Below are 11,955 nucleotides of genomic sequence, written 5' to 3'. Positions count from 1 at the left end.
AAGGCTGCGATCTTTTGATCTTGTTTCTGACTTAAGGGGTGTCTGGCTGATTCGCCGGATGCGCCTGGATAAACGCCGGATGCGTCGCCGCCAACGCCGCCACTCGACGAATCCGCGGATACGCCTCAAGTGAAATGCTGAAGCGCTCGGCCGCGTACAGCTGCGGGATCAGGTAAACATCCGCCAGCCCAGGCGTCGGACCAAAGCAATAACCCTCATCGCCGATCAACTGCTCCACCGTCGCCAATCCTTGGCTGATCCAGTGCCCGATCCACTCCACCACTTGCGGTTCATCGTGCCCCAACTGCCGCAGCTTGTTGAGCACGCTGACGTTGTGCAGCGGATGCACGTCGCAACCAATCAGCGCCGCCACACCCCGCTCATGGGCGCGAGCGGCGAAGTCTTTGGAGAGCAGCGGCACCTGTGGATAACGTTCCTCCAGGTATTCGATGATCGCCGGCGACTGGATCAACAGCTCACCTTCGTCAGTGCGCAAGGCCGGCACTCGGCCTTGCGGATTAATGCTCAGATACGGCGGCTGTCGATGTTCGCCACCGGGCGGTGCGATCAGATTGATCGGCAGCGCCTGGTAATCCAGCCCCTTGAGCGCCAACGCAATGCGCACCCGATAGGACGAAGTCGAACGGTAGTAGGTATAGAGTTCCATGACCCGATCCTCTTAGCGCGCCGGCAACACTTTGCCACGGCATTCGCCGAAGCCGATGGAGGCAAAACCGTCACGGCTGCAACGTGCGCGCAGGATGATTTCGTCGCCGTCCTCAAGGAATTTCCGTACCTCACCAGACGCAAGTTCGATCGGCTTTTTACCGCCCTCAGTGATTTCCAGCAGGCTACCGAACTGACCATTCTCAGGCCCCGACAAGGTGCCCGAACCGAACAGGTCGCCGGCCTGCAACTGGCAGCCGTTGACGCTGTGGTGCGCGACCAATTGCGCCACGGTCCAGTACATATGTTTGGTGTTGCTCAGGGTCAGGCGATGGGCCGGCAGTTTTTGCTCGCGCAGGCCTTCGGTGAGCAGCAACACTTCCAGTTCGATGTCGAAGGCGCCGGCGGCCTGATCACGCTTGTCGAACAGGTACGGCAGCGGCTGTGGATCACCTTCCGGACGTCCCGGCTGAGCACGACGGAACGGTTCCAGCGCTTCGGCCGTCACCACCCATGGCGAGATGCTGGTGATGAAACTCTTCGACAGGAATGGTCCCAGCGGCTGGTATTCCCAAGCCTGAATGTCCCGCGCCGACCAGTCGTTGAGCAGGCAGAAACCGGCGATGTGATCGGCGGCGTCACCGATGGCGATCGAGTCGCCCATCTCGTTGCCCTGACCGATCCAGATGCCCAGCTCCAGTTCGTAATCCAGACGTGCACATGGACCAAACGTCGGCTCGGTCTGACCGGCTGGCAGGGTCTGGCCTTTCGGACGGCGAACATCGGTGCCCGACGGGCGAATGGTCGAAGCGCGGCCGTGATAACCGATCGGCACGTATTTGTAGTTCGGCAGCAACGGGTTGTCGGGACGGAACAGTTTGCCGACGTTCTGCGCGTGCTCGATGCCGACGTAGAAGTCGGTGTAGTCGTTGATTTTCGCCGGCAGGTGCATCTCGCAATTCGCCGCCAGTGGCAGCAGTTTTGCGCCTTGGGCTTCGATCTTGCCGTGCAGGGTGCTGCCTTCTTTGAACAATTCCAGCAGGCGTTCGCGCAGGGCAACGCGAGCGTCACGACCCAGTTCGAAGAACGCGTTCAACTGGCCGCCACGGGTGGCTTCAACTGCAGTTTTTGCGACGCCATCGAACAGCCCGGCGTCCAGTGCAGCTTCCAGGTCAAAGATATGTTCGCCAATGGCTACGCCACTGCGCGGTGCCGAACCCTTCACGCTGAACACGCCCAGCGGCAGGTTCTGCAGAGGGAAATCAGCATGGCCGTTGGCGGAGGCAACCCAGCTACGAGTGATGGAAGTCTGAGTCATGGGTTATCTCCGGGTCGGGTCGAAAGTGGCGGGCAGCGTGGCCCAACAGGCATCGTAGTTGTTTTGTAGTTGCGGGCAATCCAGCGCGAATCGGCTCGGGCGCAGCACCTGGCTGGTCTCGAACATGAAGGCCATGGTGTTGTCGATTTTCGCTGGCGCGAGTTCGGCGTTGATCGCCTTGGTGCAGGTTTCACCATCCGGCCCGTGGGCGCTCATGCAACTGTGCAAGGACGCACCGCCGGGCACAAAGCCTTCGGCCTTGGCGTCGTACTCGCCCTTGATCAGGCCCATGAATTCGTTCATCAGGTTGCGATGGAACCACGGTGGGCGGAAGGTTTTCTCGGCCACCATCCAGCGTGGCGGGAAGATCACGAAGTCGAGATTGGCCAGACCGTGGACGCTGGTCGGCGACGTCAGGACGGTGAAGATTGATGGATCCGGGTGATCGAAACTGACCGTGCCGATGGTGTTGAAACGGCGCAGGTCATATTTGTACGGCACGTTATTGCCGTGCCAAGCGACCACGTTCAGCGGCGAATGATCGAGCTCGCAGCCCCACAACTGGCCAAGAAATTTCTGCACCAGGGTGGTCGGTTGCTTGAGGTTTTCGTAATGAGCGACCGGCGTCAGGAAGTCCCGTGCGTTGGCCAGACCATTGCTGCCGATCGGCCCGAGGTCAGGCAGGCGCAGCGGCGCGCCGTGGTTCTCGGCGATGTAGCCGCGAGCTTGCGGGTCGAGCAGTTCGACACGAAATTTCAGACCGCGTGGCAGCACGGCGATTTCCAGCGGTTCCAGTTCCAGCACACCCAGTTCAGTCGCGATGCGCAGACGTCCCAGTTCAGGCACCAGCAGCAGTTCGCCATCGGCGTTGAAAAACACGCGCTCCATGGAGCGGTTGGCGCGGTAGCTGTAGATGCTGATCCCGGCCGGTTTTTCTGCGCCCGAGTTGGCGGCCATGCTCACCAGCCCGTCGATGAAATCGGTTGGCTCGGCCGGGATGTCCAACGGATTCCAGCGCAGGCGATTGGGGGTCACTTCACCCAACGGGCCGCCGGCCAGTTGCCGATCCAGTTTGACGAACGCAGGGTGATTGGCCGACGGCTGAATGCGGTACATCCAGGTGCGCCGCGCTTCACTGCGAGCCATGGTGAACGCAGTGCCGGAGAACAATTCGGTGTAGAGACCGTACGGGGCTTTTTGCGGGGAGTTCTGGCCGACAGGCAGTGCGCCGGGCAACGCTTCACTGCTGAATTCGTTGCCGAAGCCGGACTGATAAGCCAGCTCGGGCGCCGTTGAATCGAGGTTCATGGAGCCTCCTGAACAGGGAGTAGGCATGGCCCGTTGCTCCATTGAAGAGGTCTCGGCACGCCCGGGTTATTTTTATCGTAATTCGATTACGCTTAACGTAATTTGATTGGTATTGACCGTCAAGCTATAAAGACGCCCATTCGTCCCGGGATCAGACCGCCTCCATGGAAACGCCGCGCAGCAACGATAAACAGAAAGTCCGCTCGGCCGAGGTCGGCACCGACATCCTCAAGGCGCTTGCCGAGCTGTCGCCATCGACTTCACTGTCGCGCCTGGCCGAACACGTACAGATGCCGGCGAGCAAGGTTCACCGCTATTTGCAGGCGCTGATTGCCAGCGGTTTTGCTGAACAGAATGCCGCCACCAACCATTACGGTCTGGGCCGCGAAGCCTTGCGCGTCGGTCTCGCCGCACTCAACAGTATGGACGTGCTGAAAGTCGGCGCCCTGCCCCTGGCCGAGTTGCGTGACGATCTGAATGAAACCTGCTTTATAGCGGTGTGGGGCAATCAGGGTGCGACCGTGGTGCATATCGAACCGGCGGTGCGCGCGGTGACGGTGGTGACTCAGCTGGGTTCGGTATTGCCGTTGCTCAGTTCGTCCACGGGGCTGGTGTTCGGCGCCTATCTGCCGAAGCGTGAAACCGTCGATTTGCGCGAGCAGGAACTGCAAAGCAGCGCTTCACATGCGCTGGCGGACGATCAGGCCTATAAAGCGTTGTGCGAACAGATCCGCGAACGCGGTCTGCATCATGTGCATGGTTTGCTGATGCCGGGCGTGGACGCCTTGTCGGCACCGGTGTTCAACGCTGTCGGGCATGTTGCGGCGGTGATGACCATTGTCGGCCCGACGTCGTTGTTTCACGCCGACGAAAACGGCCCGGCGGCGCAGCGGTTGTTGGCTGCGACGCGGGCCGTGAGTTGGCGGATGGGGTTTGAGCCCGCCAGCTCGATTTGAGCTTCCGCTGACGGCATAACTGCCAGGCGAATGTTAACTGCCCGTCAAATCACTATGGTTTTACTGGTGCTAACGTCAGGTTCGTCGAGCACTTGCTGGAAGATCTCGATCAGACGTTCATGGCCGAGCTTCTGATCCAGCGCCGTGGACATCAGCCCCACCACGGTATTGGCATCACCCACCAGTTGAATGAGCGTCTTCTGCGCCTTGGTCACGCTCTCGACTCCCTGCCCCACCCCAGCCAGACCGACCAGCCCGATCAGGGCATCCTTGAAATGGGTAAACGCGGCCTCGTTGTCACCGTAGTGTTGAGCCTTGATGCCGTCGTAGATGTTTTTAGCGACTTCGATCGCCGTTACCGCGAGGCCAACGGGAGGAATGACAATACTGATAACAGTGGCCGCCAACATCACGTTTTCGTAAACCAGGCCTCCGATAATTTCAGCAAGACTGGTAGTTTGGGCGTCCACGTCCGCGATAACCCGCCTGACGTGAATTCCGTAGGACATTCGCAAATCCCTGACGCGAGTATTGATCAGAGGCTTCGGTGGCGCTACGGTATCAAGATTCGCATCAAGCTCATCGAAATAATCGTTAATGACCTTCTTATCGAGAAAGCTTATCCGCTTGATGTAGTAATCCCTGAGCGGCCCCTGGCGATCTCGAATAGACCCTACAAACTTATTTACGCTACGAAATGCGACATGATCTGGTGCATGCGGAGTGTAAATGAAGTCTTCAACCCCCTTGCTTGTGACAGCTCGGAAAATATAAACACCCTCAACTTTACGGATACTCTTCAACGTAAAATAGTAAACACTTTCAGTATTGACAACGGGCTCCGAACCGCGGTACTCCTCAGGAGTTCTCAATCCGACAATGATGCGCTCCAAACTATTCAACTGTTCATTATTCAAACCAGCGTCAAAATATTGAGAGAGTAACGCCTGATACATCTCACCCTGCAATTTCTTAAAGTTAACCTCTCGCTTAAACGTATACAGCTGATGATTTGACGGCAAATAATCAGACTCTATCAACTCAATATATTTCTCTCCCGGACGAAGTGTTTTCGACCAACCGGAAATATCCCGGATCGACAATTTATCCAGTGGTGGGTGAGCCGTTGACCAGTGGAATCGCGGATAGTCCCGAGGATCCGGACGCGGACTGTTGTTGGCGTCAAAGCTACGCTCACTGATAATCAGTTGCGACAGGGTCATATCCTCTTGAGGACTGATCTGTACATAAACAAGATCCGGATCTACATCGACAGCGCTCCCTCGTTCTCGAAGTACCTGTTCTACCCGCTGTTTAATAAGTTTGCGAGCGAAGACCTCAAAGGATGGGAATCCGGTGTCACGGAACTCGACCGTATACAACGCCTTGAGTTCTGTATTGAGCCGAGCGTACGTCTGACGCAGGGATTGCGGGACACGTCGATAATTCGGAGGTGCCACCAAATTTATTTCTGCTAACGTCCACCGGTAATTCACCTGCACCAGACCGGCCAGCGGTTCATTCGGGCTGCGACTCAGTACCACCGCAGCGACACGAAATCCATAATACTCCCACAGCCAGTTATCCTTCACCCCTACCTTTTTACCGATGGCTGGCAGGTCACTGGGGTTAATCAGCGACGCAGCATAAACAGGATCACCTCTCATCCAGAATTTGAGTTGATCTGCAAATTCAGAAAAGCTGCCGAAGCGCAGAAACTCATAGTGACCATGAGGGTTTCTCAGAAAAACCTGCTGCGGCCCCAGCGCCCCCTGACGTCCATGGAACACCAGCACGTCCTTCAACGGCTGAGTTGAATCCGTAATACTCACACCATTGATCAATACCGCCGAGTCGCCGGCCATTGCCCGATTGACGAGATTGAAATCCTCGCTGCTGAAGCGACCGGAATGGCGAGCAACCCATAAGGCAAACTCCACCTGACTGAACATTTTATTGTTCAACGCTTCGCGGTAAGGCTGAGGCGGGTTGGCCGGCTGAGCATTCACAAAGTCTGCTCGCACATCAATATTTTGCAGCCAGCTCTCGAGCTTCGCGATGGTCAGACCGAAGGCCTCGCCGCCCTCAAGCACCAACCGGGCGCGATGACCGGAATCATGCAAGCCAATCGTCACGAACTCGGTCAAGGTGTAGCTGTCCTCTTGACGGATAGTCCGTCCACCGACCTTGATTTCATAGACACTGCGCACCCGAATGCTCTCGGAATCCAATTCGATACCGAGGGCACTCCGGGTCCAATCGGCAACTTGCCGTCGGGTATACTCCCGTAAAGAAAAATACCCATTGAATGTGGCGTTAAAGTCAGACTCGTACTTGACCATCGAGTATTCAAGTTCCGAATAGCGCTCCTGTACCGATGGAGGTGCACCCTTCAACCAGTTGGGCCACTCAGTGCGTTTAACAGCGGCTTGCAACGCTTCAAAACTCTCCCGCCAGTGGTGTCGAAGTGCGCCAAGTTGCTGAACATTTTCCAGAGAGGCGAAGAGTCCCACGCCGCTGTTATCGCTTTTCTCCAACAGCTTCGACACTTCATCTTTCTGGTGTTTGATTCGCGAACCGGCGCAATACTGAAAGGCACTTTCCTGCAGGCCCGGGTAAGAAATTTCGCCCCCGGATATCGACAGACGACTGCACAACGCTGCCTGTACGTCATTGCTGCTCAGGAAAAACTCGAACCCTCGGTCGGGGGTATACAGCACGCACCCGTAATGATCATTGTTCAGTAACAACTCAGCATTACCCAAACCAGACATGTCCACGACAAATCCCGAGGGAAGGCGAACAGGGAACTGGCCCACATTATTAATCACCACTTGGTACAGTGACCCGCCATGACCCGACAGTAAAATATCTGCAACCCGCTCGCCTTGGTGAGGCTCAAGCCGCCCACCGATAACACTCAAGGAAAGCTCCGCCATCAGCGTCCTTGCTATCGATTGCTGCAGAACATCCTTGTGGGTAGATGAAGGGTTTCCATCGACTTGTCCACTGGCCGCAGCCTTCCAATACTGGTCAAGACTATTGCGATGCTTCCAGCTCAGATTTTGGCGGGCATTCTCGAGAAGGCGCTCAACCTGATAGATATCCAGCCCAGGAACTTTGAATTGGCTGTCGGTCGTGTTCGGGCGGTCATACACACCATCAGAACCGACCACGTAGTTGGGAGACAGATTACGTGACAGGCATTCGAAGTGGACCTCCAGCAACGAACCTGCCGGTCGACTTTCAAGATTTTCCGCGTAGCTGCCTCTATTCACAAAAACTTTATCGAGTTCAACACCCGGATGGTCCTCCCGAAGTTTTTCAACCAATCGATTTCGCGCCATGTCCTTGAACGAAGGAATCGCCTTCAGCACCGCCAACAGTTGTTGACCTGCCAAGTTAGCCTTCTTAAATTCAGTTGCACTATCGACGCGTTGGCGCAGGCTATCGAGCATCAGGCTCGTGAACATCTTGTCCAATTGATTCATCCTTTATTTTGAGCTAAGCGGTAAATAATTTTTATTTACTCGGGAACTTAAACCAAACTCTAAAAGAATAATCCTCAATCGAACATACGATGTTTATTTCAATAAATTTAACACCGCACGCACACCCCTTATTTCACCTAACACAACTTCAACAACTTAGCCCTGGCCACCGCCTGCGTTCTACGCTCAACACCTAACTTCCCATGAATACGACGCGCATGGGTTTTTACCGTATGAACGGAAATATAAAGTTGCTCGGCAATCTGTTGATTGGAATTACCCTGCGCAATCAAAGTGAGCACTTCAAGTTCCCGTCGACTCAGAGGGCCCTCCGCAATCACCGCCTCAGCCTTTTCCCCTGGATCTACCCGCCCCGCACAACTGTACAAATCGGGCTGGCGCAAACTCAATTCACGCAGCGCAAACTGTAGATGACCGCGCTCCGCCAACGCCTGGCCCCGCTGCATGGCACTTTGTGCCTGTGCACTGTCGCCGGTGAGCCAAGCCACTTGCGCAATCATCAGTTGCAGTTCTGTTTCCAGATTCAACATGCCGCGTTCGTGCGCAACGACCAGCGCCCCGTGAAGCTGCGCCAAAGGTTCGATCGCCACGTGCATTTGGGTATCGGCCAGGACCAGCAAGTATTCGATTCGCGCAATGAGCTCCAGCGTCGCCGGCGGCGCCTGCCGAGCATTCGGCCCGCGATAGTGGCGCAGCACGCGGGTCAGGGCCTCATGTGCCAGTTCCGGACGGCCTTGTTGCAACCAGAGCTGGCTGCTGACTTGCAGCAGAACGCCGCGGTAGACGGTGTCTGGAATATGCCGTTGTTGCATCAGCCGCTCCGCGTCGCGCAACCGGACGAATGCCTGGGCGTAATCGCCCTGGTTCGCAGCCAATTGGGCCTGACCCAGAAACCCATACAACACGCGCTTGTCGTGGTTGCGCAAGCAATCGTCCAGGCCCGCCTGAAAGAACTCGGCAGCGCGCTCGTCTGCGCCCATACACAAGGCCAACCGCCCACGCCGCAACGCAATTCGTCCCAGCAAGGGTGCAGGTCGGTCCGAACGCTGACGGAGCAGTTCATCGATGTCGCAGAGCAGACTCTCGGCGCGAGCCGGGGCGCCACGCTGCTCCAGCCATTGCGCATGATCGAGCTCCATCAGGCCCTCGAACACCAGCGAACCTTGCGCCCGCGCCAGGCACAGCGCCTCGCGGTTGTGGGCTTGCGCCACGTCGAGTTCGCCCCTTAGCAATGCCTGTTGCGTCAAACCGGACAAACACATCAGGCGCGCCGTCCAGCATTCGGGATCGAGCGCGTTCAACGCGTCAAGAAAGTGCGCGCGCGAAGCCTCCATTCGTCCCTGTAAATGCAGTAACCAACCCTGCAGGGCCTGCCAACGTGCAATCAGTTGACGCTGAAGCACCGCCGACGGTTGAGGCGTAAAATGCGCCAAATGAGCAATACAGGCAGTCGCCTGTTCGAAACGTCCGGCGAATAACAGCGCAGCTGTAATCAATCCGACCAATTGCGGGCTGCCCAGCGTCAGTTCCTCGCCTTGCTGCTCATGCAAACGCAACAACAGCACCACCGTTTGCTCCTCGAACAAATGCTCAAAACTGAAGTGCTGCAACAGGCTGACCGCCACTTCGTATTCCTCGGCGAGCAATGCCTGTTCGAAGCCCGATTTCCAGTCCTGTTCGGCACAGAACCATTGGCAGGCACGCCGATGCCAGGAGCGTCCCGCCGGCCATTGCTCATCGCGCAACAACTGCGTGAACGGGGTGAATATCTGCAGCCAATCGGTGGAGTCCCCCCAAGGTTCGATAAAACAGCCCAGCGCTTGCAAGGTCCGCAAGTACTGAGCGCCCTCTCCGGCCCCGAACAGGTGATCGCACAGCCGGGCATTGAAGCGGGGCAAGTGCGCCAGCACGCGCCAGGCCTCGCTCAACTCAGGCGTCAGCGAGCTGAACAACTCATGCTCCAGGTAATCGAGCAAGGTGTCCGCCCGTCCCAGGGTTTTGTCCTGACGCAACCAGTCGCACTTGTGCAGCAATGCAATCCGCACACCGGCACACCAGCCGCCGGTGCGCTGGATGATCCGACTGGCCACCTTGCTGGCCTGCTCCGGTACCCAGGGCTGCAATATCTGCTCGACTTCACCTGGCGTGAAAGCCAGCGAAGTGCTTTCGCACTCGTACAACTCATCGTCGAGCAGCAACCTTGGCCAGTTGCAGGGCGGCCGGCGGCGAGCGCCCAGCCACCAGGTCAACATCGGGCTACTCACCGCCAGCATGCGATCCAGCACCAAGTCCAACTCGGGGTTCGGGACGCGGCAATAGTCATCGAGAAACAGCCAGGTTGGCGTCTGCAATCGTGACAGATACCCCAGCAACTCGGATTCGCTCGACGAAGCCAACCCCAGCGTTTCTGTCAGACGATGACGAAAATCCACCGCGCTCAACACCCCGCCAGACAATGGCAACCAGAACACACGGCACTGGGTTGGTGCCTGCAACAGGCATTCGGCGAGCAGCGCTGTCTTGCCACTGCCGGCCGGCGCGCAGATTAATTTCACCCGGGCCGTGGAGGCCAGTAACGGCTCGGTCAAGCGAGCCCGTGACTGGTGGTGAGTGGACAGACGGGGCAGGAATCCAGAACGGTCCAGACACGGGATCATGGCGGTCATTGCGGCGTGCCTTTTTATAATTGTCCGGCAACCCTAGCCCTCTCGAACCCGCTTGTTGAGAAGTATTCAGCACGCTGATTGGCAGCCATAAAAAAGGCGACCACCCGGTCGCCTTTTGTACTGTCGATGTATCAAAACCCTTACCGAACGCCCTCGGCGCGCAAGGCCGATGGCGTGTAGTCGGCAGCCTTGGCTTCGAAGCCGAATTCGAAACTGTGCTTCTCTTCGTTCTTCATTCCCAGGGCAATGTATCGGCCGGCAATGATGTCGTAGAGCGCTTCGAGGGTGTAGGCCGGAGTCTGGTGATCGTAGTAGTACTGAGCGTGTCCCTCGGCCACTCGCCACAGCTGACCGCGACCGTCGTAATGGTCTGCCAGCGCTACTTGCCAGCTGTCTTCGTCGAGGTACATGTGGCGTTTGGCGTAGATGTGTCGCTCGCTCGGCTTGACCGTACCGATAATTTCCCAGACCCGGTGCAACTCATAACGGGTCAGGTCCTGGTTGATGTGCCCGGCCTTGACGATGTCGTCGTACTTGAGACTCGGTGAGTCGAGTTTGTAGCTGTTGTAAGGGATGTACATTTCCTTCTTGCCGACCAGTTTCCAGTCGTAGCGATCCGGTGCACCGGAGAACATGTCGAAGTTGTCGGACGTGCGCAGGCCGTCAGCGGCAGTACCCGGCCCGTCATAAGCCACTTGCGGTGCGCGACGCACACGGCGCTGGCCGGCGTTGTAAATCCACGCCAGACGCGGCTCTTTCACCTGATCGAGAGTTTCGTGAACCAGCAGCACGTTACCCGCCAGACGCGCAGGTGCCGTCACCGATTGCTTGAAGAAAGTCAGCACATTGGCGGCTTTTTCCGGGTCCAGTTCCTTCATCAGTTGCGGTACGGCGATCTCTTCCTCAAAGCGGATCGGCGTGTAGCTGCCGTTCGTTTGCGGGGTCACCTGAGTGATGATGCGGCGCAGGTTGCCGCCGTGATAGCGGGTGATGTGGTTCCACAGCACCTCGACGCCGGTCTTCGGAATCGGGAAGGCGTAGTAACGGTTACCGGTGAAGTTGGCCAGGCCGTTACCGTCGTTGATGCTGTTCACGTTCAGTGCGCTGCGTTTGGCCGACTCGTAAATCTCCGGGGGTACGGCCACGGTGCGGTGGGTCGGGTAGACCGGGATCTTGTAGGTGTCCGGGTAGCGCTTGAACATCGCCACCTGACCTTCCGACAACTTGTCTTTGTACTTGTCGACCGTCGCGGCGGTGATGATAAACAGTGGTTTTTCGCTGGCGAACGGGTCAGCCAGGAAACCCTTGCTGTCCACCGCGCCGGCGTTTTTCGGGATACCGCCGGTCCAGGCCGGGATCGAGCCATCAGCGTTGCCGGCCTTCTCGGCACCCAGCGGCGTGAGGCTGGTGCCAAGCTTGTTGGCTTCTTCAGGCGAGACCGCCGCCATCACGTTGGCAGCCAGCAGACTCAAGGCCAGGGCGCCGCATTGCAGAATCATCTTGCGCATTAAAATCATCCTTCTCAGCCA

Annotated in this window: 7 protein-coding genes; 1 reads left to right on the top strand and 6 read right to left on the bottom strand. The window is 57.4% G+C overall.

The window, feature by feature from the left end:
- Nucleotides 1-31 precede the first annotated feature (31 nt).
- Genes maiA through hmgA form a run of 3 tightly spaced genes read right to left on the bottom strand, consistent with a single transcriptional unit; the run spans nucleotide 32 to nucleotide 3,292 of the window.
- Entirely contained in the window at nucleotides 32-667 is a 636-nt protein-coding gene (maiA, locus tag ACYZTZ_RS01625) for a maleylacetoacetate isomerase (RefSeq protein ID WP_461997010.1), read from the bottom strand.
- Between the two features lie 12 nt (nucleotides 668-679).
- The gene (fahA, locus tag ACYZTZ_RS01620; protein ID WP_461997009.1) at nucleotides 680-1,984 is read right to left on the bottom strand and encodes a fumarylacetoacetase; all 1,305 of its coding nucleotides are present in this window, start codon (nucleotides 1,982-1,984) and stop codon (nucleotides 680-682) included.
- Nucleotides 1,985-1,987: 3 nt separating this feature from the next.
- The gene (hmgA, locus tag ACYZTZ_RS01615; RefSeq protein ID WP_461997008.1) at nucleotides 1,988-3,292 is read right to left on the bottom strand and encodes a homogentisate 1,2-dioxygenase; all 1,305 of its coding nucleotides are present in this window, start codon (nucleotides 3,290-3,292) and stop codon (nucleotides 1,988-1,990) included.
- A gap of 164 nt (nucleotides 3,293-3,456) precedes the next feature.
- On the opposite strand from hmgA, the gene ACYZTZ_RS01610 reads away from it, so the two are divergent.
- Nucleotides 3,457-4,248, top strand: a complete 792-nt coding sequence (locus tag ACYZTZ_RS01610) for an IclR family transcriptional regulator (protein WP_461997007.1) — start codon at nucleotides 3,457-3,459, stop codon at nucleotides 4,246-4,248.
- A 44-nt stretch (nucleotides 4,249-4,292) separates the two neighbouring features.
- Here the strand turns inward: ACYZTZ_RS01610 and ACYZTZ_RS01605 are convergent, their stop codons facing one another.
- The 3 genes from ACYZTZ_RS01605 to ACYZTZ_RS01595 all read right to left on the bottom strand — a co-directional run bounded on the left by ACYZTZ_RS01605 (nucleotide 4,293) and on the right by ACYZTZ_RS01595 (nucleotide 11,934).
- Nucleotides 4,293-7,721, bottom strand: a complete 3,429-nt coding sequence (locus ACYZTZ_RS01605; protein WP_462000632.1) for a dermonecrotic toxin domain-containing protein — start codon at nucleotides 7,719-7,721, stop codon at nucleotides 4,293-4,295.
- 155 nt (nucleotides 7,722-7,876) lie between these two features.
- Nucleotides 7,877-10,426 (bottom strand): LuxR C-terminal-related transcriptional regulator, encoded by a 2,550-nt coding sequence (locus ACYZTZ_RS01600; protein ID WP_461997006.1) that lies wholly within the window; start codon nucleotides 10,424-10,426, stop codon nucleotides 7,877-7,879.
- Nucleotides 10,427-10,566: 140 nt separating this feature from the next.
- Nucleotides 10,567-11,934: a DUF1329 domain-containing protein gene (locus ACYZTZ_RS01595; RefSeq protein ID WP_461997005.1), complete on the bottom strand. Its 1,368-nt coding sequence runs from the start codon at nucleotides 11,932-11,934 to the stop codon at nucleotides 10,567-10,569.
- Nucleotides 11,935-11,955: the final 21 nt, after the last annotated feature.

The organism is Pseudomonas sp. LB3P58 (genome assembly GCF_054897895.1).
This window is presented reverse-complemented; position numbering and strand designations above follow the sequence as displayed.

Coding starts and splice junctions, on each gene's coding strand:
- ACYZTZ_RS01610 (WP_461997007.1), top strand. CDS start 3,457: ATGGAAACGCCGCGCAGCAACGATAAACAGAAAGTCCGCTCGGCCGAG.
- hmgA (WP_461997008.1), bottom strand. CDS start 3,292: ATGAACCTCGATTCAACGGCGCCCGAGCTGGCTTATCAGTCCGGCTTC.
- fahA (WP_461997009.1), bottom strand. CDS start 1,984: ATGACTCAGACTTCCATCACTCGTAGCTGGGTTGCCTCCGCCAACGGC.
- ACYZTZ_RS01605 (WP_462000632.1), bottom strand. CDS start 7,721: ATGTTCACGAGCCTGATGCTCGATAGCCTGCGCCAACGCGTCGATAGT.
- maiA (WP_461997010.1), bottom strand. CDS start 667: ATGGAACTCTATACCTACTACCGTTCGACTTCGTCCTATCGGGTGCGC.
- ACYZTZ_RS01600 (WP_461997006.1), bottom strand. CDS start 10,426: ATGACCGCCATGATCCCGTGTCTGGACCGTTCTGGATTCCTGCCCCGT.
- ACYZTZ_RS01595 (WP_461997005.1), bottom strand. CDS start 11,934: ATGCGCAAGATGATTCTGCAATGCGGCGCCCTGGCCTTGAGTCTGCTG.